Annotated in this window: 26 protein-coding genes; 6 read left to right on the forward strand and 20 right to left on the reverse strand. The window is 66.4% G+C overall.

Features of this window, described 5'->3' with window-relative positions; genetic code table 11:
* Window positions 1–176: 176 nt before the first annotated feature.
* From HMPREF1224_RS29935 to HMPREF1224_RS29945, 3 genes are all read left to right on the forward strand, one after another.
* A complete protein-coding gene (locus HMPREF1224_RS29935; protein WP_003095910.1) occupies window positions 177–977 on the forward strand; it encodes a transporter substrate-binding domain-containing protein in 801 nt (266 codons plus the stop codon).
* A gap of 65 nt (window positions 978–1,042) precedes the next feature.
* Entirely contained in the window at window positions 1,043–2,005 is a 963-nt protein-coding gene (locus tag HMPREF1224_RS29940; RefSeq protein ID WP_003103450.1) for an amino acid ABC transporter permease, read from the forward strand.
* A complete protein-coding gene (locus HMPREF1224_RS29945; protein WP_003095906.1) occupies window positions 1,998–2,732 on the forward strand; it encodes an amino acid ABC transporter ATP-binding protein in 735 nt (244 codons plus the stop codon). Before HMPREF1224_RS29940 ends, HMPREF1224_RS29945 begins: the two co-directional genes overlap by 8 nt.
* 7 nt (window positions 2,733–2,739) lie before the next feature.
* Here HMPREF1224_RS29945 and HMPREF1224_RS29950 read toward each other — a convergent pair whose 3' ends face one another.
* The 11 genes from HMPREF1224_RS29950 to ubiE all read right to left on the reverse strand — a co-directional run bounded on the left by HMPREF1224_RS29950 (window position 2,740) and on the right by ubiE (window position 11,540).
* Window positions 2,740–3,201, reverse strand: a complete 462-nt coding sequence (locus HMPREF1224_RS29950) for a UPF0158 family protein (RefSeq protein WP_003095904.1) — start codon at window positions 3,199–3,201, stop codon at window positions 2,740–2,742.
* 109 nt (window positions 3,202–3,310) lie between these two features.
* Entirely contained in the window at window positions 3,311–5,254 is a 1,944-nt protein-coding gene (locus HMPREF1224_RS29955) for a methyl-accepting chemotaxis protein McpK (protein WP_010793685.1), read from the reverse strand.
* 211 nt (window positions 5,255–5,465) lie between these two features.
* The gene (locus tag HMPREF1224_RS29960; RefSeq protein WP_003095898.1) at window positions 5,466–6,173 is read right to left on the reverse strand and encodes a 16S rRNA (uracil(1498)-N(3))-methyltransferase; all 708 of its coding nucleotides are present in this window, start codon (window positions 6,171–6,173) and stop codon (window positions 5,466–5,468) included.
* On the reverse strand, window positions 6,170–6,973 hold the full coding sequence (gene tatC, locus HMPREF1224_RS29965; RefSeq protein WP_003095896.1) for a twin-arginine translocase subunit TatC: 804 nt from the start codon (window positions 6,971–6,973) through the stop codon (window positions 6,170–6,172). Before tatC ends, HMPREF1224_RS29960 begins: the two co-directional genes overlap by 4 nt.
* On the reverse strand, window positions 6,970–7,395 hold the full coding sequence (gene tatB / locus HMPREF1224_RS29970) for a Sec-independent protein translocase protein TatB (protein WP_003115042.1): 426 nt from the start codon (window positions 7,393–7,395) through the stop codon (window positions 6,970–6,972). Before tatB ends, tatC begins: the two co-directional genes overlap by 4 nt.
* A 13-nt stretch (window positions 7,396–7,408) precedes the next feature.
* On the reverse strand, window positions 7,409–7,657 hold the full coding sequence (locus HMPREF1224_RS29975; protein ID WP_003095893.1) for a twin-arginine translocase TatA/TatE family subunit: 249 nt from the start codon (window positions 7,655–7,657) through the stop codon (window positions 7,409–7,411).
* 25 nt (window positions 7,658–7,682) lie between these two features.
* Window positions 7,683–8,018: a phosphoribosyl-ATP diphosphatase gene (locus tag HMPREF1224_RS29980; protein ID WP_003103458.1), complete on the reverse strand. Its 336-nt coding sequence runs from the start codon at window positions 8,016–8,018 to the stop codon at window positions 7,683–7,685.
* On the reverse strand, window positions 8,011–8,415 hold the full coding sequence (gene hisI, locus HMPREF1224_RS29985) for a phosphoribosyl-AMP cyclohydrolase (RefSeq protein ID WP_003095888.1): 405 nt from the start codon (window positions 8,413–8,415) through the stop codon (window positions 8,011–8,013). Before hisI ends, HMPREF1224_RS29980 begins: the two co-directional genes overlap by 8 nt.
* 115 nt (window positions 8,416–8,530) lie before the next feature.
* Window positions 8,531–10,132 (reverse strand): ubiquinone biosynthesis regulatory protein kinase UbiB, encoded by a 1,602-nt coding sequence (gene ubiB / locus HMPREF1224_RS29990; RefSeq protein WP_003095885.1) that lies wholly within the window; start codon window positions 10,130–10,132, stop codon window positions 8,531–8,533.
* Entirely contained in the window at window positions 10,129–10,755 is a 627-nt protein-coding gene (locus HMPREF1224_RS29995; RefSeq protein ID WP_003115043.1) for a ubiquinone biosynthesis accessory factor UbiJ, read from the reverse strand. The genes ubiB and HMPREF1224_RS29995 overlap by 4 nt, the downstream gene beginning before the upstream one ends.
* A gap of 14 nt (window positions 10,756–10,769) precedes the next feature.
* Window positions 10,770–11,540: a bifunctional demethylmenaquinone methyltransferase/2-methoxy-6-polyprenyl-1,4-benzoquinol methylase UbiE gene (gene ubiE, locus HMPREF1224_RS30000; RefSeq protein ID WP_003103462.1), complete on the reverse strand. Its 771-nt coding sequence runs from the start codon at window positions 11,538–11,540 to the stop codon at window positions 10,770–10,772.
* Window positions 11,541–11,675: 135 nt separating this feature from the next.
* Here ubiE and HMPREF1224_RS30005 point away from each other — a divergent pair, with 135 nt between their 5' ends.
* From HMPREF1224_RS30005 to HMPREF1224_RS30015, 3 genes are all read left to right on the forward strand, one after another.
* Entirely contained in the window at window positions 11,676–11,951 is a 276-nt protein-coding gene (locus HMPREF1224_RS30005) for a polyhydroxyalkanoic acid system family protein (protein WP_003095874.1), read from the forward strand.
* A 143-nt stretch (window positions 11,952–12,094) separates the two neighbouring features.
* On the forward strand, window positions 12,095–12,511 hold the full coding sequence (locus tag HMPREF1224_RS30010) for a phasin family protein (RefSeq protein WP_003103463.1): 417 nt from the start codon (window positions 12,095–12,097) through the stop codon (window positions 12,509–12,511).
* Window positions 12,512–12,521: 10 nt separating this feature from the next.
* Window positions 12,522–13,451, forward strand: coding sequence for a phasin family protein (locus tag HMPREF1224_RS30015; RefSeq protein WP_003146415.1), 930 nt, complete (start codon window positions 12,522–12,524; stop codon window positions 13,449–13,451).
* Window positions 13,452–13,494: 43 nt separating this feature from the next.
* On the opposite strand, the gene HMPREF1224_RS30020 is transcribed toward HMPREF1224_RS30015, so the two are convergent.
* The 9 genes from HMPREF1224_RS30020 to argS form a co-directional block, all read right to left on the reverse strand.
* A complete protein-coding gene (locus HMPREF1224_RS30020; RefSeq protein WP_003103292.1) occupies window positions 13,495–14,112 on the reverse strand; it encodes a TetR/AcrR family transcriptional regulator in 618 nt (205 codons plus the stop codon).
* A 55-nt stretch (window positions 14,113–14,167) separates the two neighbouring features.
* On the reverse strand, window positions 14,168–15,850 hold the full coding sequence (gene phaC / locus HMPREF1224_RS30025; RefSeq protein WP_003115652.1) for a class II poly(R)-hydroxyalkanoic acid synthase: 1,683 nt from the start codon (window positions 15,848–15,850) through the stop codon (window positions 14,168–14,170).
* Window positions 15,851–16,153: 303 nt separating this feature from the next.
* Entirely contained in the window at window positions 16,154–17,011 is an 858-nt protein-coding gene (gene phaZ, locus HMPREF1224_RS30030; protein WP_003095866.1) for a poly(3-hydroxyalkanoate) depolymerase, read from the reverse strand.
* 152 nt (window positions 17,012–17,163) lie between these two features.
* Window positions 17,164–18,843 carry a class II poly(R)-hydroxyalkanoic acid synthase gene (gene phaC / locus HMPREF1224_RS30035; RefSeq protein WP_010793686.1) on the reverse strand — a complete coding sequence of 560 codons (1,680 nt, stop codon included), beginning with the start codon at window positions 18,841–18,843 and terminating at the stop codon, window positions 17,164–17,166.
* 418 nt (window positions 18,844–19,261) lie between these two features.
* Entirely contained in the window at window positions 19,262–19,633 is a 372-nt protein-coding gene (locus HMPREF1224_RS30040) for a gamma-butyrobetaine hydroxylase family protein (protein ID WP_003095857.1), read from the reverse strand.
* Window positions 19,634–19,727: 94 nt separating this feature from the next.
* The gene (gene hslU, locus HMPREF1224_RS30045; protein ID WP_003095854.1) at window positions 19,728–21,071 is read right to left on the reverse strand and encodes an ATP-dependent protease ATPase subunit HslU; all 1,344 of its coding nucleotides are present in this window, start codon (window positions 21,069–21,071) and stop codon (window positions 19,728–19,730) included.
* A gap of 28 nt (window positions 21,072–21,099) precedes the next feature.
* On the reverse strand, window positions 21,100–21,633 hold the full coding sequence (gene hslV, locus HMPREF1224_RS30050) for an ATP-dependent protease subunit HslV (protein ID WP_003095852.1): 534 nt from the start codon (window positions 21,631–21,633) through the stop codon (window positions 21,100–21,102).
* Between the two features lie 118 nt (window positions 21,634–21,751).
* Window positions 21,752–22,447, reverse strand: coding sequence for an SPOR domain-containing protein (locus HMPREF1224_RS30055; RefSeq protein ID WP_003095850.1), 696 nt, complete (start codon window positions 22,445–22,447; stop codon window positions 21,752–21,754).
* 34 nt (window positions 22,448–22,481) lie between these two features.
* Entirely contained in the window at window positions 22,482–24,245 is a 1,764-nt protein-coding gene (gene argS, locus HMPREF1224_RS30060) for an arginine--tRNA ligase (RefSeq protein ID WP_003110892.1), read from the reverse strand.
* Window positions 24,246–24,323 lie beyond the last annotated feature (78 nt).

Consider the following 24,323-nt stretch of genomic DNA (forward strand, 5'->3'; position numbering starts at 1 on the left):
GCGGCGCTGCTGTTACCCTGCGCCGGCAATCCAGAAAGTCTCGTATCGTTCGCCAGCTGAGGTACTATCGGCCGCCTTTTGCGCAGCCGGTCATGGCCTGCTGCCCGCCCGGGACGGCGACACGACGAGAGCATCCGTTCGACGACTGTGTTTCTAAGACTGCTGGGGATTGGGGAATGAAAAAGTATCTTGCTTCATTGGTTCTGGGCGTCTGCGCCCTGGTGGGCGTGGCTTCGGTCCAGGCGGCCGGCGCGGTGGAGGACGCGGTCAAGCGCGGCACCCTGCGGGTCGGCATGGACCCGACCTACATGCCGTTCGAGATGACCAACAAGCGTGGCCAGATCATCGGCTTCGAAGTCGACCTGCTCAAGGCCATGGCCAAGTCCATGGGCGTCAAGCTGGAGCTGGTCTCCACCAGCTACGACGGCATCATCCCGGCGCTGCTGACCGACAAGTTCGACATGATCGGCTCGGGCATGACCCTGACCCAGGAGCGCAACCTGCGCCTGAACTTCTCCGAGCCCTTCATCGTGGTCGGCCAGACCCTGCTGGTGCGCAAGGAACTGGAAGGCAAGATCAAGTCCTACAAGGACCTGAACGATCCGCAGTACAGCATCACCTCGAAGATCGGCACCACCGGTGAGATCGTTGCCCGCAAGCTGATCAGCAAGGCCAAGTACCACGGCTTCGACAACGAGCCGGAAGCGGTGATGGACGTGGTCAACGGCAAGGCCGACGCCTTCATCTACGACTCGCCCTACAACGTGGTGGCGGTGAGCAAGTTCGGCGCCGGCAAGCTGGTCTACCTCGACCAGCCGTTCACCTACGAGCCGCTGGCGTTCGGCCTGAAGAAAGGCGACTACGACAGCATCAATTTCATCAACAACTTCCTCCATCAGATCCGCGAAGACGGCACCTATCAGCGCATCCACGACAAGTGGTTCAAGAACACCGAGTGGCTGAAGGAAATGGAATGAACCGCTGACGGCCCCCGCGAAGGGGGCCGTCGTACCTGCGCATTCCATCGTTCGAGAGAGTTTCCGTGACCAAGAAGAAACGTTCCGTCTGGCCCTGGCACCTGCTGACCGGGCTGATCCTGCTGGTCCTGGCCTGGGCGCTGTGGTTCTCCACCTCGCTGATTTCCTATGAATGGCGCTGGAACCGCGTTCCGCAGTACTTCGCCTACCAGGCCGAGGAGCCGTTACGGGCCAACGAGATCGGCCGGGTCGAGGCTATCGAGGAACAGGGCAGGGACGCGCGCGTCACGCTGCTTGGCGAGAGCGGCGAGAAGCAGGTCGTGACCGTTGCCCAGGACAGCCTGCAATTCTCCGAAGGCGACGACGTGGCCGAGGGCGACGCGGTCGGGGTGACCCGCCACTGGGCCGCCGGCCCACTGCTCTGGGGCCTGTGGACCACCCTCTGGCTATCGCTGGTGTCCGGTGCCATCGGTCTGGCTATCGGCCTGGTCGCCGGCCTCTGCCGGCTGTCGAAGAACCCGACCCTGCACGACCTGTCGACGATCTACGTCGAGCTGGTGCGCGGCACGCCGTTGCTGGTGCAGATCTTCATCTTCTACTTCTTCATCGGCACCGTGCTCAACCTGTCCCGCGAGTTCGCCGGGGTTGCGGCGCTGGCGCTGTTCACCGGCGCCTACGTGGCCGAGATCATCCGGGCCGGCGTGCAGTCCATCGCCCGCGGACAGAACGAGGCCGCCCGCTCCCTGGGCCTGAACGCCGGCCAGTCGATGCGCTACGTGATCCTGCCGCAGGCCTTCAAGCGCGTGCTGCCGCCGCTGGCCGGGCAGTTCATCAGCCTGGTCAAGGACACCTCGCTGGTCTCGGTGATCGCCATCACCGAACTGACCAAGAGCGGCCGCGAGGCGATCACCACCTCGTTCTCCACCTTCGAGATCTGGTTCTGCGTCGCCGCGTTGTACCTGCTGTTGAACCTGCCCCTTTCGCACATGGCATCCCGACTGGAGCGGAGGCTCGGACAAAGTGATTGAAGTACGCAACCTGCTGAAGGTCTTCGATACCCGCGGCCAGGTAGTGCGCGCGGTGGACGACGTGAGTACCCGCGTGGCCAGAGGCGAGGTACTGGTGGTGATCGGTCCGTCCGGTTCCGGCAAGTCGACCTTCCTGCGCTGCCTGAACGGCCTGGAGGAGTTCGACGAAGGCTCGGTGAGCATCGACGGCGTCGACCTGGCCGACCCGAGGACCGACATCAATGCCTACCGCCGCGAAGTCGGCATGGTGTTCCAGCATTTCAACCTGTTCCCGCACATGACCGTGCTCGAGAACCTCTGCCTGGCCCAGCGCGTGGTGCGCAAGCGCGGCAAGGCCGAGCGCGAGGCCAAGGCGCGGGCGCTGCTGGCCAAGGTCGGTATCGGGCAGAAGGCCGACGAATATCCCTCGCGCCTGTCCGGCGGCCAGCAGCAGCGCGTGGCGATCGCTCGGGCGTTGTGCATGGACCCCAAGGTGATGCTGTTCGACGAACCGACCTCGGCGCTCGATCCGGAGATGGTCGGCGAAGTCCTCGACGTCATGAAGACCCTGGCCGTGGAAGGCATGACCATGGTCTGCGTGACCCACGAGATGGGCTTTGCCCGCGAAGTGGCCGACCGCGTGCTGTTCTTCGACCACGGCAAGCTGCTGGAGGACGCGCCGCCGGCGCAGTTCTTCGACAATCCGCAGGACCCGCGGGCCCAGGCCTTCCTCCGCCAGGTCCTCTAGTACCGCGCTAGGCGAACGGCTTGCCCGGCGGCGGCAGGAGCGACGTCGGACTCTGCCGCGCGGCCGGCTGGATATCGTTGTCCTCCAGCCAGTCCAGCGCCCATTCGCGCAGGCGCTCGTTCTGGTAGCGGTACCAGTCCTGCAACAGTTCCGGGTACTCCATCAGAGAGTGCTTGAAGGCCTTGAACGGCTTGCGGCTCTGCAGCGCGTTGGCGAGCGTCGCATAGGCGTGCGGCTCTTCCACCTCGCGGAGGAAATCCTGCATCAGTCCCAGCGACTGGGTGGTGCTCAGCGGGTCGATCAGCAGCAGGCGTTCCGGCTCGTTTTCCAGCAATGCGTCCAGTTCGGGATCGGGCGCCTCGGCGGAGATCAGCAGCACCTTGCCGCTGTACAGGTCGAGGTAGTGGTCGATTCCCGGGGTATCCAGGGCGAAGGCCAGTTCGTCGATATCGATGGTCATCGGGCGCATGGCGTCATCTCCCAAAAGGCGAAAGCCTGATCCTACGCAAAGGTGCCCCTCCTGTCCGCTTTCGATGGACGGGAGGGGCTGCCGATGCAAGGAGGATCCTCTCGGGATGTTACAGGCGGAAGCGTCCCACCTGTGCCTGCAACTGCGTGCCCAGGCGCGCCAGCTCGCCGCTGGAGGCGGCGGTCTGCTCGCTGGCGGCGGCCGACTGCTCGGCGACGTCGCGTACGCTGAGGACGCTGCGGTTGATCTCCTCGGCCACCGTGCTCTGTTGCTCCGCGGCAGTGGCGATCTGCAGGTTCATGTTCTGGATGTCGGAGACGGTGCGGGTGATGCTGTCCAGCGCGGCGCCGGCGCGGCGCGCCAGTTCCACCGTGCTGGCGGTCAGCGAGCGGCTGTTCTCCAGGCGTTCGGCGGCTTCGCCGGCGCCCTGCTGGAGACGCTGGATCAGGCCCTCGATCTCGGCGGTGGACTGCTGGGTGCGCTGGGCCAGGCCGCGGACCTCGTCGGCGACCACCGCGAAGCCGCGTCCGGCGTCGCCGGCGCGTGCCGCTTCGATGGCTGCGTTGAGCGCCAGCAGGTTGGTTTGCTCGGCCACCGACTTGATCACGTCGAGGACGCTGCCGATCTGCTCGCTCTCGTTCTTCAGGCGCGCCATGGCTTCGCTGGAAACGTCCATTTCGCTAGCCAGGCGCTCGATGCGGGTCACCGCCTGGTCGACCACCGCGTCGCCCTGGCGCGCCTCTTCGTCGGCCTGGCGAGCGGCCTGGGAAGCCAGTTCGGCGTTGCGCGCGACGTCCTGCACGGTGGCGGCCATCTCGTGCATGGCGGTGGCGACCTGGTCGGTCTCCACTTTCTGGCTGTTGACCCCGGCGCGGGTCTGCTCGGTGACCGCCGAGAGTTCCTCGGCGGAGCTGGCCAACTGGCTGACGCCGTCGCCGATCCGCCCGACCAGCTCGCGCAGGCTGTCGCCCATGCGCTGCATGACTCGCTGCAACTGGCCCAGTTCGTCGCGGCGCTGGAGGGTCAGGGGATTCTGCGGACGCTTGCCGAGGTCGCCGGCGGCGATGGCCTCGGCCTGCGCGAGGGCTTCGTCCAGCGGCCGGACGATCTGCCGGTTGATCGCCCAGCCGGCGACGCAGCCGAAGGCCAGGGCCAGCGCGGCGATCAGCCAGAGGCTGGCGCGGTCGCGGCTGGCGGTGCTCTCGCGCAATTGGCGACCGGCTTCGGTGAGGGTCCGGCCGGCCCGGGCCATATCCTGGGTGCTGCTTTGCATCGCTTGCTGCGCCTGGCGCGTGCGGATGACGCCGGCACGGAACTGCTCGATCCCGCCACGATAGCCCTGGAGGCTGCCCATGGCCTGTTCCAGCGCCGCATCGGCCTCGCCGGGCAACTGGCCACGCAGCGTCGTGGCGGCCTGGAGGAGGGCGTCGAACGCGGCGAACGCGGCCTGCTCGGCCTTGTCGCTGCGTTCGAAGACGTAGCCGCGCACCTGGTAACGCACCATGAGCAACTGTTGGTGCAGGTCGGCCACCGCACGGCTACGTTGCAGCGCCTGCGGGTCGCCGGCCTGCTGCGCGAGGCTGGCGTCCATCAGTTCCTCGAGGCGGGCGAAGCTGTCCAGCGCCTGCTGTGCAGTGCCCACCAGCACACCACGGGCGGCGCTGCGTTGCTGATCGGCTGCGGCGAGGTCGTCGAAAGCCTTGCGGTAGGCTTCGATGGCTTCGGTCTGGTGGGCCAGGGCGGCCGGGTCGAGCTCGCTGTCGCGCAGCGCCTGTAGGCGCTGGAGCATCCCGGCCAGGGTCTGGCGGACCTGCTCGGCCTGGCGCGGGTCGCTGCCGGCTTCGAATGCCAGGCGGCCTTGTTCGGCTTGCTGGGTCTGTTCCATCAGGCTGGCGACTTCGGCGAGCTGCTCGCTGAGGGCGGTCTGGTGCGTGAGGGTGCGGTTGCTGCTGATCACCACCAGCAGAAGCAGCGCGAGGAGGACACCGAAACCGACCATCAGCTTGCGGCTGACGCTCAGCTTGGCCAGTTGGAGAACCCACCAATCGTACATCGTCATTACTCCAGGCAGTGCGACACCCTGGGTTGGCAGCCCCATGGCGTGGCGGAACAGGTAATGGCTCAGCGTCGTCGCGTCCGGCGTGCGGGCGCGGAGGGCCGGTACGTGGCCGGCGGGCGAGGTCTTATGGTTGTCGTGCGGAGCCCTGCGCGACAGAGGATGTCGGCCGGGCGGGGAAAACCTTCAGTCTTTTACCGGAGTTTTTTCAGAACAACCGCGCAAGCAGGGCGCTGACCGCGGTTTCCACGCGCAGGATGCGTTCGCCGAGCTGCACCGGATGCAGTCCGGCTTCGCGCAGCTTGTCGACCTCGTAGGGAATCCAGCCGCCTTCCGGGCCGATCGCCAGGGTCACCGGCTTCTCCACCGCGCGCGGACAGGCCGGCCAGGGACCGGGATGGCCGACCAGGCCGAGGCTGCCGGCGGCCAGGGCCGGCAGGCGGTCTTCGACGAAGGGTTTGAAGCGCTTCTCGACGATGATTTCCGGCAGCACCGTATCGCGGGCCTGCTCCAGGCCGAGGACCAGGTTCTCGCGGATCGCCGCCGGGTCGAGGAACGGGGTCTGCCAGAAGCTCTTTTCCACGCGGTAGCTGTTCAGCAGCACCAGCTTCGGTACGCCCATCGCGGCGATGGTCTGCAACACCCGGCGGAGCATCTTCGGTCGCGGCAAGGCCAGCAGCAGGGTGATCGGCAGCTTGGCCGGCGGCGGCTGGTCGAAGCGTACTTCCAGGGTCGCCTCGCTGGCGTCGAGCTTCAGCAGGCGACCTTCGCCCATCCAGCCGCCGAGGCGGCCGACCCGCAGGGTGTCGCCGTTCTCGGCGCGGTGCACTTCGTGCAGGTGCTTGAGGCGGCGATCGTGCAGGACCGCACGATCCGCCGACACGAAGTCGGCGTCGTCGAGGAGCAGCAGGTTCACTGGCGGGTGGCCGGAGGCTGGTCGCCGTCGCTGGCCGGTTGGTCGTCCGGATGCTCGCCGCGCTTGCGTACCAGGCGGCCGAACAGCAGGCCGATCTCGAACAGCAGCCACATCGGCACCGCGAGCATGGTCTGGGAGAAGATGTCCGGCGGGGTCAGGACCATGCCGACCACGAAACAGCCGATGATCACGTACGGGCGGATCTTCTTCAGGTACTCGACGTCGACCACTCCGATCCAGATCAGCAGCACCGTGGCCACCGGGATCTCGAAGGCGACGCCGAAGGCGAAGAACAGAGTCAGGACGAAGTCCAGGTAGCTGTTGATGTCCGTCATCATCGCCACGCCCTCGGGCGTCACGCTGGCGAAGAAGTGGAAGATCATCGGGAACACCAGGAAGTAGGCGAAGGCCATCCCGGCGTAGAACAGGATGATGCTGGACACCAGCAGCGGCAGCGCCACGCGCTTCTCGTGCTTGTACAGGCCGGGCGCGATGAAGCCCCAGACCTGCGCGAGGATCACCGGCATGGCGAGGAACAGCGCCACCACCATGGTCAGCTTGAACGGCGCGAGGAACGGCGAGGCGACGTCGGTGGCGATCATGCTGGTGCCTTCCGGAAGGAAGCGGCGCAACGGCTCGGAGACCAGGGTGTAGATCTTCTGCGAGAAGTAGAACAGGCCGGCGAAGATCAGGAAGATCGCCGCCACGCTGCGCAGCAGGCGCGTACGCAGTTCGGTCAGGTGCGAGACCAGGGGCATTTCCTGGTCGTGCTCAGGCTGCTCGGGTTTATCGGCGCTCATGGATTACGCGGCGTCTCGGACGGTGGCGAAGGGGGAGTGGAGGCAGCGACTGCCGGCGGTGCCGCGGCGTCCGCGGGCGGAACCGCAGGCGTGCTGGTCGGCGGCGGCGTGGGTACGCTCGGCGCCGGGCTCTCGGCCGCCGGCGGCGGGGTTTCCTGCGGGGGATTCTGGCCGGTCAGCGGGGCCAGCAGCTTCTGCGCTTCGCGCTCCATCGAGAGGATGTGCTCGTTGTGCAGTTGCCGGCGAATCTCGTCCGCGCCGATTTCCCGTTCCACTTCCTGCTTGATGGTATTGAAACTGCGCTTCAGGCGGCCGATCCACAGGCCGGCGGTACGTGCGGCGCCCGGCAGGCGCTCGGGGCCGAGCACCAGCAGGGCGACCAGCCCGACCAGCAATAGTTCGCTGAAGCTGATTCCGAACATCGATGGCTACCCGTCAGTCCTTGCGCGCCGGCTCTTCGACCTTCTGCGCCTGGGCGTCGATGGTGTGCGGCTGGTTCAGCGGTTGGGCCGGCTGGGCGGCGGGCTGGTCCTTCTTGTCGTCTTCCTCGGTGTTCACCGCCTTGCGGAAGCCCTTGATCGCTTCGCCGACGTCGGAACCGAGGTTCTTCAGGCGCTTGGTGCCGAACACCAGTACCACGACGATCAGGATGACGATCCAGTGTTTCCAGTCAAAAATGCCCATGTCGTATTCCTCGCAATGTGTAGGTTCAGGCCGATGGTTGGCGGGCGGCTTTCTCGGCGTGGCCGGAAAGGCCGAAGCGGCGCTCCAGTTCGTCCAGCACGGCTTGCGGATGCTGGCCGAGGGCCGAGAGCATCACCAGCGAGTGGAACCAGAGGTCGGCGGTTTCGTAGATCAGGTCCTGGCAGTCGCCGCTGGCCGCGGCATCCTTGGCGGCGATGATGGTTTCCACCGACTCCTCGCCGACCTTCTCCAGGATCTTGTTCAGGCCCTTGTGGTACAGACTGGCCACGTAGGAGCTGTCGGGCGCGGCGTTCTTGCGCTCCTCGAGCACCGCCGCCAGGCGGGTCAGGGTGTCACTCATGGTGGTGTCCTGCGTGTTCGTAGATAGCGTCCGGGTCCTTCAGCACCGGATCGACGGTCTTCCAGGCGCCATTCTCGAAGACACGGTAGAAACAGCTTTCCCGGCCGGTATGGCAGGCGATCCCGCCGACCTGCTCGACCATCAGGATGACCACGTCGGCGTCGCAGTCCAGACGCAGTTCGTGCAGCTTCTGCACGTGCCCGGACTCCTCGCCCTTGCGCCACAGCTTGCCACGCGAACGCGACCAATAGATTGCACGGTTCTCGCTGGCGGTCAGGGCCAGCGCCTCGCGGTTCATCCAGGCCATCATCAGCACGCGCCCGGTCTCGTGATCCTGGGCGATCGCCGGGACCAGGCCGTCGGCGTTCCAGTGAATCTCATCCAGCCAGTCTTTCATGGTCTTTCCACGTTCGTTGCCGGTACGTTGCGCGCGTTTCCGGCGGAAATGGGAGTAGTGTGCCAGCCGGGAGCGCGACTGGCTATCGGCGCGGGCCTAGTGGCCGTGCGCGGCGCTAGCGGCGCAGGATCAGGAACACCCCGCCGGCCAGCATCACCCACGCCGGCCAGGCTTCCAGCTGCTGGCCCAGGCCGACCTCGGCGGCGCCGACCAGCAGCACCGCGCCCACCAGGCGCCCGAGCCAGTCGTGGCGGGAACCTTTCCACTCCGGCGGCGGCGCATTGTGGGCGTGCGGTTGTGACAGGCGTTCGAGGGTGTCGCGGGCCATTTGCGACAGGTGCGGCACCTGCTCGACCTGTTGCTGGAAATTGCGCAGCAACTGCTTCGGGCTGACCCGTTCGCGCATCCAGCGCTCCAGGAACGGCTGGGCGGTGGCCCACAGGTCGAGTTCCGGGTAGAGCTGGCGGCCGAGGCCTTCGATGTTCAGCAGGGTCTTCTGCAGCAGCACCAGTTGCGGCTGGATCTCCATGTTGAAACGACGCGCGGTCTGGAACAGGCGCAGCAGGACCTGGCCGAAGGAGATGTCCTTCAGCGGCTTCTCGAAGATCGGTTCGCAGACGGTGCGGATCGCCGCCTCGAAGTCGTTGACCTTGGTTTCCGCCGGTACCCAGCCGGAGTCGATATGCAGTTGGGCGACCTTGCGGTAGTCGCGCTTGAAGAAGGCGATCAGGTTGCGCGCCAGGTAGTCCTGGTCCTCGTCGGTCAGGCTGCCGACGATGCCGCAGTCCACCGCGATGTATTGCGGGCTCCAGGGCGCGCGGGTGCTGACGAAGATGTTGCCGGGGTGCATGTCGGCATGGAAAAAGCTGTCGCGGAACACCTGGGTGAAGAAGATCTCCACGCCGCGCTCGGCCAGTGCCTTGAAGTCGGTGCGCTGGTCGCGCAGGGTTTCCAGGTCGGTCACCGGGATGCCGTAGATGCGCTCCATCACCAGCACCTTGGGCCGGCACCAGTCCCAGTAGACCTGTGGCACGTAGAGCAGTGGCGAGCCTTCGAAGTTGCGTCGCAGCTGCGAGGCGTTGGCCGCCTCGCGGAGCAGGTCGAGTTCGTCGACGATGGTCTTCTCGTAGTCGCTGACCACTTCCACCGGGTGCAGGCGCCGCGCCTCGCTGGAGACCCGCTCGGCGAGGCGGGCGAGGATGAACAGCCAGGCGATGTCGGAGCGGATCACCGGTTCCAGGTTCGGCCGGATCACCTTCACCACCACTTCCTCGCCGCTCTTCAGGCGCGCGGCGTGGACCTGGGCCACCGAGGCGGAGGCCAGCGGTTCGCGTTCGAAGCGGGCGAAGACCTGTTCGATCTTCGCGCCCAGCTGTTCCTCGATGCGCTTGACCGCCAGCTCCGGCGGGAAGGGCGGCACCTTGTCCTGCAGCCAGGCCAGTTCGTTGGCGATGTCGTCGGGCAGCAGGTCGCGGCGGGTGGAGAGAATCTGGCCGAACTTGATGAAGATCGGTCCGAGGTCCTGCAGTGCCAGGCGCAGGCGCGCGCCGCGGGTCAGTTCCAGCTTGCGCCGCGGCAGCCAGCGCCAGGGCAGGGTGGCACCGAGCAGGCGCAGCCACCAGGGCAGCATCGGCAGTTCGAGGATCAGGTCGTCCAGGCGGTAGCGGATGACGACGCGCTGGATGCGCAGGAGGCGGCGGACAGCGAGGAGCTTCATGCGTCGGGCTTGGTCTTTTGGCTGAGGCGTCCGACGCGCGCGTCGAGACGATCGAGGGCCAGCTTCAGCTGGTCCAGTTCGGCGAAGCGGGCTTCGGCTTCGTGCTGGCCGACCAGCGTACGGCTTTCCTCGGCAAGGTAGTCGGCCAGGTTCAGGCGCAGGCTGTGCAGGCTCTGCGCGCTCCAGCGCGAAGCGTCGCGCAGGCTGCTGCCGAGCACCTGGGTGGCGAGCGGGCCGAGCCAGCGCGACAGTTCGTACTCCCAGTCCAGCTCCAGGCTCTGCAGGATGCCGGCCAGTTCCAGCAGGGCCGCGCTGTCGCCGTCCATGCTGACTTCCGGGCTGTGCAGGATGCGGGTCTTGTCGCGCGCCAGGGCCAGGTGCAGGAGGTTGCCGGCCGGCGCACGCAGGGTGCAGTCGACCTCCGCCTCATGCTGCGCGGCGAAGTGCAGGCCGTCGCCGGCGGGCAGGATGAAGACCCGCAGCGGCGGGCTCAGGCAGTCGACCTCGATGACCTTGGCGGAAAGCCTGCGCAGGCGCGGCAGCGCTGTCCCGTCGAGGCGCAGGACGCGATTGATGCCGGTTTCGGCGGCGGCCAGCACGGCCTGGATCAGCAGCGAGCTCATCGGCGCGCCCTCGGTTAAGGCTTGATACCGCGGTGCAGGGCGACGATGCCGCCGGTCATGTTGTGGTAGGTCACGCGGTCGAAGCCGGCTTCCACCATCATCGCCTTCAGGGTTTCCTGGTCGGGGTGCATGCGGATCGACTCGGCCAGGTAGCGATAGCTCTCGGAGTCGTTGGTGACCAGCTTGCCCATCAGCGGCAGCAGGCTGAACGAATAGGCGTCGTAGGCCTTGGACAGCAGGTTGCTGCTCGGCTTGGAGAACTCCAGCACCAGCAGGCGGCCACCGGGCTTGAGCACGCGCAGCATGGAGCGGATCGCTTCGTCCTTGTGGGTGACGTTGCGCAGGCCGAAGGCGATGGTCACGCAGTCGAAGTGGTTGTCCGGGAAGGGCAGCTTCTCGGCGTCCGCCTGGACGAAGCTGACGTTGCCGGAGACGCCCTTGTCGAGCAGCTTGTCGCGGCCGACCTTGAGCATCGAGGCGTTGATGTCGGCCAGCACCACCTCGCCGGTCGGGCCGACCAGGCGCGAGAACTGCCGGGTCAGGTCGCCGGTGCCGCCGGCGATGTCGAGCACGCGGTTCCCGCTGCGCACGCCGGACAGCTCGATGGTGAAGCGCTTCCACAGGCGATGGATGCCACCGGACATCAGGTCGTTCATCAGGTCGTACTTGGCTGCCACCGAGTGAAATACCTCGGCGACCTTCTTCGCCTTCTGGCTTTCCGGAACGTTCTGGTAGCCGAAGTGGGTGGTGGGTTCGGCGTCGGCGCCTTTGCGGGGATCGTTCATGACGTTCTCACCTGGAAAGAATGCCGGGCATTCTAACAGGATGTGGGGAAAGTGCTGTGCCGCCGTCCGACGGCGCGGGTGCGGTGTTTTGTCTGGCCGCGTATAGTTTTCCGATCTGCAATCAGGAGTCGATCCATGTCGCGTATCCACATCGAACGTCCGCACAGCCTGGGGCTGGACGCCGCACGGGCCAAGGCGGAGAAACTGGCCGAACGTCTGGCGAAGGAGCACGGCGTGCAGTGCGAATGGCAGGGCGACGAGCTGACCTTCAAACGCAGTGGCGTCGACGGCAGGATCGCGGTGGGGGCGGACAAGGTCGCGGTGGACGTCAAGCTCGGCCTGATGCTGTCGGCCATGAGCGGCCTGCTCAAGGGCGAGATCGAGAAGGCGCTGGACAAGGCGCTGGCCTGATCCCGCCGGGCGTTCGCCGTCCTGGCGGCGCCCATCTTCCGCTTAGTATGCGGTTTCTAATTTTCCCCGATACCTTGCTCTCACGCTGCCAGCGTTCCGGCGGCGCCTGCGGTTTCTTCAACCCAACGAGCGTGAGGTGCCCCATGGCCAAGATTGCCCTGAAGAAAAAGACCGTTTCCGAATCCACTTCCCTGGTCTCCGAGATCCGCCACTATGCCCGCCAGATCTGGCTTGCCGGCCTGGGTGCGTATTCCCGCCTGGGCACCGAAGGCAGCGACTACTTCAAGGAATTGGTGAAAGCTGGCGAAGCCCTGGAGAAAAAAGGCAAATCGCTGGTCACAAGTCAGGTCGATTCGGCCAATGACAGTGTCAAGACCGGCCTCTCTTCGGTGAAGGGAAAAGTCGAAGACCAGCTCGACAGGATCGAGCAGGCATTCGACAGCCGTGTCGCTAGCACGTTGAACCGGATAGGCATACCTTCCCGGAACGATGTCGAAGCACTCTCTGCTAAGCTGGATGAGCTGAGCGCAGTGCTCGAGCGTGTCGCGAGAACCCAATAAGGAGAGCAGGATGGCTGGCAAGAAGAAGAGCGAAAAAGAGTCCAGTTGGATCGGCGAGATCGAGAAATACTCGCGGCAGATCTGGCTGGCTGGTCTGGGGGCCTACTCGAAGGTCAGCAAGGACGGCAGCAAGCTGTTCGAGACCTTGGTGAAAGACGGCGAGAAGGCTGAAAAAGAAGCGAAGTCCGATGTGGACGCGCAGGTCGGTGCGGCGAAGGCTTCCGCCCGCTCTGCGAAGAGCAAGGTCGACGAGGTTCGGGACCGTGCGCTCGGCAAGTGGAGCGAGCTCGAGGAAGCTTTCGACAAGCGCCTGAACAGCGCCATCTCGCGTCTCGGCGTGCCGAGCCGCAACGAGGTGAAGGAGCTGCACAGCAAGGTCGATACGCTGACCAAGCAGATCGAGAAACTCACCGGCGTCAGCGTCAAGCCGGCGGCGAAGGCAGCGGCCAAGCCTGCGGCGAAACCGGCTGCCAAGCCCGCGGCGAAAACCGCAGCGGCCAAGCCGGCAGCTAAACCGGCAGCCAAGGCCGCCGCCAAGCCTGCGGCGAAACCCGCGGCGAAAAAAACCGCGGCGAAAACCGCGGCCGCCAAGCCGGCAGCCAAGCCCGCCGCCAAACCGACTGCGAAGGCCGCAGCGAAACCGGCGACCAAGCCGGCAGCCAAGGCCGCGGCGAAGCCTGCTGCGAAACCTGCCGCAGCCAAGCCTGCCGCGAAGCCGGCAGCCAAGCCGGCCGCTGCGACCGCCGCCAAGCCCGCGGCGAAACCTGCCGCCAAGCCGGCTGCGAAAAAGCCTGCGGCGAAGAAGCCGGCAGCCAAGCCCGCCGCGGCGAAACCGGCCGCTCCCGCCGCGTCTTCGAGCGCGCCCGCTGCCCCCGCCGCCACACCGGCTGCCAGCGCTCCGGCAGCGAACGCTCCGGCGACGCCGAGCAGCCAGGGCTGAGTCCTGGCGGCAAGGCACACGCCCGGCACTCGCCGGGCGTTTTTCATTCCGGTCCCAGGTAGCGCTGCGCCAGGCTTTCCGCCGAGCGTTGGGCCTCGCTGCGCAGATGCGGGGCGACCAGCATCATGATCTGGTAGACCACCGTGCGCACCTCGCCCTTGCTGCCCAGTACCCGCTGGTAATCCAGGGAGAACAGCAGGGTCAGGGTGATCTGTTCGACCAGTTGCCCGAGTGCCGGCGCGTCGCTGCGCAACTGCCGGTCGGCCTTGAGGCGGGCCAGCAGGGTGGCCAGGGTCCGCTTCAGCGCGCCGAGCCAGGTACGGATGCCGCGAGCCAGCCGTGGCAGGCGCCCGGTCAGGTTGGACAGGTCCTGGAACAGGAAGCGGTAGTGGGCGAGGCGCTCGACGATCAGGTGCAGGAACAGCCAGTAGTCCTCCGCGCCCAGGCGCACCTCCTCGGGCGGATCGAGCAGCGGCGCCAACTCGGCCTGGAACCGCTCGAACAGCGCCATCACCAGCGGTTCCTTGCCATGGAAGTGGTAGTAGAGATTGCCCGGGCTGATGCCCAGTTCGTTGGCGATCTCCAGTGTCGAGACGTTGGGCTCGCCCTGTTCGTTGAACAGCAACAGCGAGCATTCGAGGATTCGGTCGCGTGTCTTCATCCGGACTTCTTCTGGGGATGGAGGTGCCCGGCTCCAGGCGCCCGGGCCGGATCTTTCAGCGTATATGCACGTAGGTGCCCGGGGCCGCTTCGAGGGGCGGATGCGCGGCGCTGCCAAGGTTGAAGTCAGGGTTGCCCAGCTCGCCCGAGCGCTCCTGCAGCCAGCCCAGCCAGACCGGCCACCAGCTGCCCTCTTCGCGCTTGGCGTCGTAGTACCAGGCGCGTGGATCGCTGCTCAGCTTGTCGTTCTCGAAGTAGCAGGCCTTGGGGTTTCCGGGAGGGTTGAGGATGCTCTGGATGTGCCCGCTGTTGGACAGGATGAAGCGGCGCTGGCCGCCCAGCAGGAGGGCCGAGCGATACACCGCGTCCCAGGGCGTGATGTGGTCGGTGATGCCGGCGACGTGGAAGCTGTCGATCGCCACCTTGCCCAGGTCCACCGCGGTCCCGCTGACCTCCAGCGCGCCCGGGCGGGTCAGCGGGTTGTGCTTGAACAGGTCGAGCAGTTCGCCGTGGAACGCCGCGGGCAGCCGCGTGTTGTCGTTGTTCCAGTAGAGGATGTCGAACGCCGGCGGCTGCCTGCCGAGCAGGTAGTTGTTGACCCAGTAGTTCCAGATCAGGTCGTTGGGGCGCATCCAGGCGAACACCTTGGCCATGTCGCGCCCGTCCAGCACGCCATGCTGGTAGGAGCGGCGCTTGCTGCTCTCCAGGGTCTGCTCGTCGGCGAAGAGCATCGCCGGGCTTTCCATCTGGCTGTCGAGCAGGCTGACCAGGTAGGTGACGCTACTGACCTTGCGCAGTTGCCGGCGCACCTGCAGGTGGCCGAGCAAGGCGGCTACGGTGAGCCCGCCGGCGCAGGCGCCGGCCAGGTTCACGCTGCGGCTGCCGGTGATCTCGCGGCTGACCTCGATGGCCTGGTCGAGGGCCTCGACATAGGTGCTCAGGCCCCATTCGCGGTGCTGGGCGTCGGGGTTGCGCCAACTGATGACGAAGACCTGCAGGTTGTTCTTCAGGGCGTACTGGACGAAGCTCTTTTCCGGCGACAGGTCGAAGATGTAGTACTTGTTGATCTGCGGCGGCACGATCAGCAGGGGCTTGGCGTACTGGCGCTCGCCCAGCGGCTTGTACTGGATCAGCTCCAGCACCTCGTTGCGGAACACCACCGCGCCTTGCGTGGTGGCGAGGTTGCGACCGATCTCGAAGGCGGTCTTGTTCACCTGGCTGGGCATGCCGCCGTTGTGCACCAGGTCTTCGAGCAGGTGGCGGACGCCATTGAGCAGGCTGATCCCGCCGGTATTGAACAGTTCCTTTAACGCCAGTGGATTGATCAGGCTGTTGCTGGGTGCCACGGCGTCGGAGAGCAAGGCGACGAGGAAGCGGGCGCGGGCGCGATCGTCGCAGTCCAGGTTGCTTTCGTCGATCCAGGCGAGCAGTTGTTTCTGCCACGCCAGGTAGGCCTGCAGGGTGCGCCGGTAGAAGGGATTGAGGCGCCAGGATGGATCCTGGAAGCGGGCGTCCTGTGGGTTCGGCTGGTGCAGGGTGTCGCCCAGCAGCACCTTGCCCAACTGGCCTCCGAAGGCGACCAGGTGCCGCGCACTGTGCAGCGGCTGGCGCAGGCCGTGGACAGCCAGGCTGCGGACCGTCGTCAGCAGGTCCTTGCCGCGCAGGCCGACGATGGCGCTCTGTGCACTCATGAACTCGGCGGGCACCGGCACGCTACCCGATTCCTGCTTTTCTCGCATGGACCACACTCCGTCGTAGGACCACAGTCTGGATGCCACGGGCGATCGTCCCCTGGCTCGGAATACTCAGTTATAGCCTGTGAATTCCGTTTCACCCGGGGCAGAACCGCACACCTGCCTGAACAGGGAGGTTGCCGCCCGACAGTGGGGCAGCAAGCGCTGTACCACAACGCCGGGAGGGGCGTCGCAGAGCTTGCGCTGTCGCGGCGAAGCCAGGCGCCATGCGCCGTTGCGGAACATTGACTATGCACCTGCACCATGACGAAGCAGTGTCTGCTGCCCTGGTGTTGCCCGTGCAGCAGTTCAGCCGGTCTTGGGCAGGAACGGACGAGGGTGCATGACGGCGCGACGGCGCTCCTCGGCGAGGAACTTCATGATGATCGGCGCCACCGATTCGGCGCGGGTCACCAGGAACAGGTGGCCGTCGTCGATCACGTGCAGTTCGGCGTTGGGAATGCGCCAGGCCAGCACACGCATGTTGATCAGCGGGATGATCGGGTCGTCGTCGCCGGCCAGCACCAGGGTCGGCTGGCGGATCCTATGCAGCCAGTGGATGCTGGTCCAGCCGAGCCCGGCGAACAGTTGCCAGTAGTAGCCCAGCTTGCCCGACGAACGCACCTTGCTGGCATGCGCCATGGCCAGCTTGGGGTCGCGGCGGAAGGCCCCGCCGTAGATGTCCGGGGCGATGTGTACGCCATAGGAGGGCTGGATGTAGCGCCGCGGGCTGGCCATGCGCATCAGTACCTTCGGCTTGCCTGGCACCATCACCGCGCCAGCCGAAGTGGCGGCGAGGATCAGCTTCTTGCAGCGTTCCGGATAGTCGTGGGCGAACTGCTGGGCCAGCGCGCCGCCCCAGGACACGCCGATCGCGTTGACCTGGCCGTAGTCCAGGTAGTCGAGCATCCGCGCCGCCAGCTTGGCCAGGCCGGGAAAGCGGTAGGGCACGCTGGGCGTCGAGGAACCGCCGACGCCGGGAACGTCGAAGGCGATCACCTCCAGTTCCGGGTCGAGCGCCTGGACGAAGGGGAACACCAGTTCCAGGTTGGCGCCTATGCCGTTGAAGATCAGCAGCGGAGTGCTTCCTTCCTTGCCCGGCCGCACTGCGGTGCGGATGGTCTGGCCGTCGAGGTCGATGGTCCGGAAGACGAAGGGCTGGGGCATGCTCGGGGTCCTCGGCGGCGCAGCCGCGGGCTCGGCGATACGGGGCCTGGCCGGCTTCCGCGCGGCACGGGGCCGCGCCGGAGGCGCTGGCGGGGTTTCGTCGGCGGAGGCCGCGGATCGCTCCTGCGGCTGTTCTTCAGGCTGGTCGCTTTTCATCGTTCATGCACGTAGGTTCCGGGCGCGGCTTCGCCGGCCGGATAGGTCTTGTTGCCCAGGTTGGCGGGCGCCTTGCGGGTCTTGCCGGAGCGTTCGGCCAACCATTGCTGCCAGTGCAACCACCACGAGTCGGCGTGCTTGCCGGCCTGTTCCAGCCAGGCCTTGGGCTCGGCGGGCAGTTCCGGATTGGTCATGAAGCGTGCCTTGGGGTTGCCCGGTGGGTTGAGGATGCTCTGGATGTGACCGCTGTTGGAGAGGATGAACTCGCACTTGCCACCCAGCAGCCTGGCCGACTTGTAGCACGACTCCCAGGGGGTGATGTGGTCGTTCAGACCGGCGACACAGTAGAAGTCGCAAGTCACCTGCTTCAGGTCGATGGGCGTGCCGGAGACCTCCAGGGCGCCGGGGCGGTTCAGCGGGTTGCTCTTGAACAGTTCGACGAACTCGCCGTGCAGCGCGGCGGGCAGGCGCGTGGTGTCGTTGTTCCAGTAGAGGATGTCGAACGCCGGCGGCTGGTTGCCGAGCAGGTAGTTGTTGACCCAGTAGTTCCAGATCAGGTCGTTGGGGCGCATCCAGGCGAACACCTTGGCCATGTCCTTGCCCTCCAGCACGCCGGACTGGTAGGAGCGACGCTTGGCGGCCTCCAGGGTCTTCTCGTCGGCGAACAGCGCGACCTGGGTATTCAGTTCGAAGTCGAGCACGCTGACCAGTTGGGTGAAGGCGTTGACCTTCTTCTCGCCGCTGGCCACGTAGTGGCCGACCAGGGTCGCGGTGGTGATCCCGCCGGAGCAGGCGCCGAGGAGGTTGAGGTCCTTGCTGCCGGTGATCGACAGGACTACCTCGATGGCCTCCTTGAGCGCCTCGATATAGGTGGTCAGGCCCCATTCGCGCTGCGACTTGGTCGGGTTGCGCCAGCTGACGATGAAGGTCTGCACGCCGTTGCGCAGGCAGAAGCGCGCCAGGCTCTTGTCCGGCGACAGGTCGAAGACGTAAAACTTGTTGATCTGCGGCGGCACCACCAGCAGCGGGCGTTCGTGCACCGACTCGGTGATCGGCCGGTACTGGATCAGTTCCAGCACGTCGTTGCGGAACACCACGGCGCCCTCGGTGGTGGCCAGGTTCTTGCCCACCTCGAAGGCGTCCATGTCCACCTGGCTCGGCATCCCGCCGTTGTTCACCAGGTCCTTGGCCAGGTGGCCGAGGCCGTCCAGCAGGCTCTTGCCGCCGGTCTCGAAGAAGCGCTTGACCGCCGCCGGGTTGCTCAGGCTGTTGGTCGGCGACATCGCCTCGGTCAGCAGGTTGATGACGAACTGGCCACGACTGATGTCCTGCGGCGACAGGTCGCTGTGGCTGATCCAGCTGTGCAGCTCCTTGCGCCAGGCCAGGTAGGTCTGCATGTAGCGCTTGTACAGCGGATTCTGGCTCCAGGCCGGATCGGAAAAGCGTCGGTCGTCATCGCCTGGGCGTAGCTCCGACTGGCCGAGCAGGACGTTCTTCAGCTCCAGGCTGAAATGCGCCACGTGCCTGGTGCTGTGCAGCGGCTGGCGCACCGCCTGGAGCAGGACCATGCGCGCGGAGGTGAGCAGGTCCTTGCCCCGGATGCCGATCACCGGATTCAGGTTCAGCGTGTTTTCCGCGGCTTGCTTGGGAAGCTCGTTATTGTTCTTCTGACTCATCGGCAACGCTCCATTGTTCGAGGCGAAACAGGGGACCGCAACGAAACCGGGGACCAGGTGTCCGGCCGGCTACTGCTCGACTACCAGCCCACCCGCACGTTTCAGGGCGGGGCGGACGCACGTCAGGGAAGGGAACCCGGACAAGGGGCTGCACCGTCTTGGTTACGCGAGTTTCCGCTGGCGTGCAAGCTGGCAGAAGCATCGGTGGCCGGCGTGGCTGGCCCGGCGAGCGGCCGACCTGCGGACTAGAGCGTTGCTGCCGTGCAGGGTAGGACATTCGCCGTGGCGACCGCGCCGACCGGATGTCTGGTCTGGCAGTCTGCGGGGCGAATGTTGCAAATGACGTGCCCTCGTTCGGGGCAGCGGAGAAAAATCGCCTGGATGCCGTGTGCCGCGAAGGGGCACTCGGCCCGGCGCTTCAGAGCATCAGCTTGACGACCGACTCGTCGGGGTCGCGCGACTTGCCGGCGCTGGCCAGCTCCGCCAGGTAGTCGGCCCATAGCTGGTCCTTGCGGGTCGCCAGCTCGTACAGGTAGTCCCAGGTGAACAGGCCGCTGTCGTGGCCGTCGTCGAAGCTCAGCTTCAGTGCGTACTGGCCGGCGGGTTCGACGCCGACCAGGCCGACGTTCAGCTTGCCGTACTGCAATACCGGGTTGCCGTGGCCCTGGACCTCGGCCGAGGGCGAATGCACGCGGAGGAACTCGGCAGGCAGGTCGTAGCTATCCTCGCCGTAGCGCAGGGTCAGGGTCTTCGAGGCTTTGTGCAGCTGGATGGCGGAAGGGATACGCATCGCATCGGACTCGCGGAAGGGCGGAGTACAAGGATACCCCGGTTCGGGACCGCGCGGCCCGCCGCCACGGTGTTGGCCGTGGCGGCGGCGGTGGTCAAAGGATGTAGCGGGACAGGTCCTCGTCCTCGGCCAGCTCGCCGAGGTGGCTGTTGACGTAGCCGGCATCGATCAGGATCGGCTTGTCGCTATGCTCGCTGGCCAGGTCGGCGGCGCTGAACGAGACCTCTTCCAGCAGCCGCTCGAGCAGCGTATGCAGGCGGCGGGCACCGATGTTCTCGGTCTTCTCGTTGACCTGCCAGGCGATCTCGGCAAGGCGCTTGATGCCGTCCTCGGCGAACTCGATGGCCAGCCCCTCGGTCTTCAGCAGCTCGCGGTACTGCTCGGTGAGCGAGGCATGCGGCTCGGTGAGGATGCGCTCGAAATCGTTCGGACTGAGGGCCTTGAGCTCCACGCGGATCGGCAGGCGGCCCTGCAGCTCGGGAACCAGGTCGCTCGGCTTGCTCAGGTGGAAGGCGCCGGAGGCGATGAACAGGATGTGGTCGGTCTTGACCATGCCCAGCTTGGTGTTCACCGTGCAGCCCTCGATCAGCGGCAGCAGGTCGCGCTGTACGCCCTCGCGGGAGACGTCGGCGCCGCCGGCGTTGGCGCGCTTGGCGATCTTGTCGATCTCGTCGATGAAGACGATGCCGTGCTGCTCGACCGCCTCCAGGGCGCGTGCCTTGAGCTCTTCCTCGTTGACCAGGCGCACCGCCTCTTCGTCGCGGATCAGCTTCAGGGCCTCGGCGACCTTCAGCTTGCGGGTCTTCTTCTTGCCCTTGCTCATGCCGGAGAACAGGTTCTGCAACTGGTTGGTCATCTCCTCCATGCCGGGCGGGGCCATGATCTCCACGCCGGCCGGGTTGTCGGCCACCTCGATGTCGATTTCCTTGTCGTCCAGCTGGCCTTCGCGCAGGCGCTTGCGGAACAGCTGGCGGGTGTTGCTGTCCTCGCGTGCCGGCTCGTCGCCGAAGCCCATGGCGGGACGCGCGGCCGGCAGCAGGGCATCGAGGATGCGCTCTTCGGCGGCGTCCTCGGCGCGATACTTGACCTTCTGGATCTCCTGTTCGCGGAGCATCTTCACCGCGGCGTCGGCGAGATCGCGGATGATCGATTCGACGTCGCGTCCGACATAGCCGACCTCGGTGAACTTGGTCGCCTCGACCTTGATGAACGGCGCGTTCGCCAGGCGCGCCAGGCGGCGGGCGATCTCGGTCTTGCCGACGCCGGTGGGGCCGATCATGAGGATGTTCTTCGGTGTTACCTCGGCGCGCAGCTCGGCCGGCAGTTGCATGCGTCGCCAGCGGTTGCGCAGGGCGATGGCGACGGCGCGCTTGGCGTCGTCCTGGCCGATGATGTGGCGGTTGAGTTCGTGGACGATCTCGCGGGGCGTCATGGACATTCGTTTACTCCAGCGGGGGACGAGCGCTTCAGACGGCGCTGTCCAGCTCCTCGATGGTCAGGTTCTGGTTGGTGAAGACGCAGATCGAGCCGGCGATGTTCAGCGCGGTCTCGGCGACTTCCCGAGCGCTCAGCTCGGCGTTGTGCTGCAGCAGGGCCAGGGCCGCGGCCTGGGCGAAGCCGCCGCCGGAGCCCATGGCGATCAGGCCGTGTTCGGGTTCGACCACGTCGCCGTTGCCGGTGATGATCAGCGAGGCATCCTTGTTGGCGACCGCGAGCATGGCTTCGAGGCGGCTCAGGGAGCGGTCGGTGCGCCAGTCCTTGGCCAGTTCGACGGCGGCGCGGACCAGGTGCCCCTGGTGTTTCTCCAGTTGCTGCTCGAAGCGCTCGAACAGGGTGAAGGCATCGGCGGTGGCGCCGGCGAAACCGGCCAGTACCTGACCGTGATACAGGCGCCGGACCTTCTTGGCGTTGCCTTTCATCACGGTGTTGCCCAGGGAAACCTGGCCGTCGCCGCCCATGACGACTTTGCCGTTGCGGCGGACAGATACGATGGTGGTCAAGGGGGAAATCTCCACACTGCGGGGCCGAATGCCCGGAATGCTGGGAGATATAGGGGCGATCCGCGGCTTTTCAACCGCACGCACCGCCGTGCGTCGGAACGCACGGCGTGGCCCGCGTTCAGCGGGCCTTGCGTTGCTGTAACAGCAGGTTGCTGAAGCCGTTGGAGGACAGTGTCTTCTGCGCCTGGGACAACTGGTCGCGGCTGTTGAACGGGCCGACCATCACCCGGTACCAGGTCTCGTCGCGGACGTTGCCGGCCTCGACGTTCACCGACTGCCCGAGCAGGATGATCTGCGCGCGCACGCGGTCGGCGTCGGACTGCTTGCGGAACGAGCCGGCCTGCAGGAAGAACTGCGTGCTGGCGGCGACCACCGCTTTCGGCAGCGGCGGTGGCACCTGCCCGGCGAGTGCGGCCTTGGCCCGCGCTTCGTCGGCCTTGGCCAGCTCGGCGGGGGTGGGCGGCGGCGGGGCCTTCTCCGGTACCGCTTCCGGCGGCACCACGACCTCGGACTCCGGCAGCAGGGTGTAGAACTCGTACTTCGGCTTGGCCTGGGCCGGCGTCTGCGTTTGCGCGGGCTGCTGGGCCTGGCCGTTCTGCTGCGGCTGCTTGCCCTGCACGGCGGCCGGGCGCTGGGCGTCCGGGCGTTCGCGCTGGACGTCCTTGCGCCCGGGTTCGAGCTTCATCAGGAACATGATGAAGCCGCCGATGGCCAGGCCGGCGACCAGCCAGACCCAGCCGGGAACGCCGTTCTTCGCGGCGGGCGCCTGGTAGCGGCTGGCGCCGCGCTTGGGGGCGGGTTTCTTCTTTGCCATGGGGGTTCCCGGACTCCTGTTCGGGCGGGTTCGATTACATGCGTTCCAGAGTCTTCAGACCGAGCAGCTCCAGGCCCTGTTCCAGGGTACGGCCGGTCAGCGCGGCGAGACGCAGGCGGCTGTCCTTCTGCGCCGGGTCCTCGGCGGTGAGGATCGGGCAATGCTCGTAGAAGCTGGAGAACAGCCCGGCCAACTCGTACAGGTAGGCGCAGAGCAGGTGCGGCACGCCCTTGAGCGCGACGTTGTTGATCAGGTCGCCGAACTGCGCCAGCTGTGCGGCCAGGGCCAGCTCCTGGGGCTGCTCGAGGACGATCTTCCCGCCCAGTTGCTCGCGGCCCTGGCCGAGCTTGCGGAAGACGCTGGCCACGCGGGTGCAGGCGTAGAGCAGGTAGGGTGCGGTGTTGCCTTCGAAGCTCAGCATCAGTTCGAAGTTGAAGCTGTAGTCGCTGGTGCGGTGCTTGGACAGGTCGGCGTACTTCACCGAGTCGATCCCCACCACCCGGCCGATCTCGCGCAGCTGGACCTCGTCGAACGGCTCCTCGCCACGCTCGGCGCGCTGCTCGTTGCGTTCCTTGACCAGCGCATAGGCGCGGCTCTCGGCCTCTTCCAGCAGGTCGATCAGCTTCACCGTACCGCCGTCGCGGGTCTTGAACGGACGGCCGTCGGCGCCGTTCATGGTGCCGAAGCCCATGTGCTCCAGCTCCATGCCGGCCGGAACGAAACCGGCGCGCCGCGCCACTTCGAAGACCTGCTGGAAGTGCAGGGCCTGGCGCTGGTCGACGAAGTACAGCACGCGGTCGGCGTGCAGCACGTTGTGCCGATAACGCATGGCGGCGAGGTCGGTGGTGGCGTAGAGGTAGCCGCCGCCGGCCTTCTGCACGATCACCGGGAGCGGATTGCCCTCGGCGTTCTTGAACTCTTCGAGGAAGACGCACAACGCGCCGTTGTCTTCGGTGAGCAGGCCCTTGGCGGTCAGGTCGGCGACCACCTGGGCGAGGTCGTCGTTGTAGGCGCTCTCGCCCATGACGTCGGCCATGCTCAGCTTCACGCCGAGACGGTCGTAGACCTTCTGGCAGTGCGACAGGGAAATCTCGTTGAAGCGGGTCCACAGGCGCAGGCAGTCGGGGTCGCCGGCCTGCAGCTTGACTACCAGTTCGCGGGCGCGGTCGGCGAATTCGGGAGACTCGTCGAAGCGTTTCTTCGCCGCGCGGTAGAAGACCTCCAGGTCGTGCAGCTCGGCCTCGGCGTCGACCGGTTGCTCTTCCAGGTAGGCGAGCAGCATGCCGAACTGGGTGCCCCAGTCGCCGACATGGTTCTGCCGGATCACCGTGTCGCCGAGGAACTCGAGGACGCGCGCGACGGCGTCGCCGATGATGGTCGAGCGCAGGTGGCCGACGTGCATTTCCTTGGCCAGGTTCGGCGAGGACAGGTCGATCACCACGCGCTGCGCCGGGCCTGCCTTGCGCACGCCGAGACGTTCGTCGGCGAGGGCGCGGTCGAGGCTGGCGGCGAGCCAGACGTGATCCTGGAAGAAGTTGAGGAAGCCGGGGCCGGCGATCTCCACCTTGGCCAGTTGCTCGTGAGCGGGGATTGCCTCGACCAGCCTGGCGGCCAGGTCGCGCGGCTTCATCCCGGCCGGCTTGGCCAGCATCATGGCGATGTTGCTGGCGAAATCGCCGTGGCTACGGTCCTTGGTGTTCTCCACCTGGATGTCTGGGGTCAGGCCGGCGGGCAGGGTGCCGTCCGCGGTCAGTTGGTCGAGGGCTTGCTGGATCAGCTGGCGAATCGTGTCTTTCATCGTTTTTCTCCGTGCTCGCGGGCAGAGGGGCGGCGCGCGACGGTCGGGCAGGGGAAGGGCCGGCGGATGCGGCGCTCC

Source organism: Pseudomonas sp. P179, assembly GCF_000478485.2.
In the GTDB taxonomy this organism is placed as follows: domain Bacteria; phylum Pseudomonadota; class Gammaproteobacteria; order Pseudomonadales; family Pseudomonadaceae; genus Pseudomonas; species Pseudomonas aeruginosa.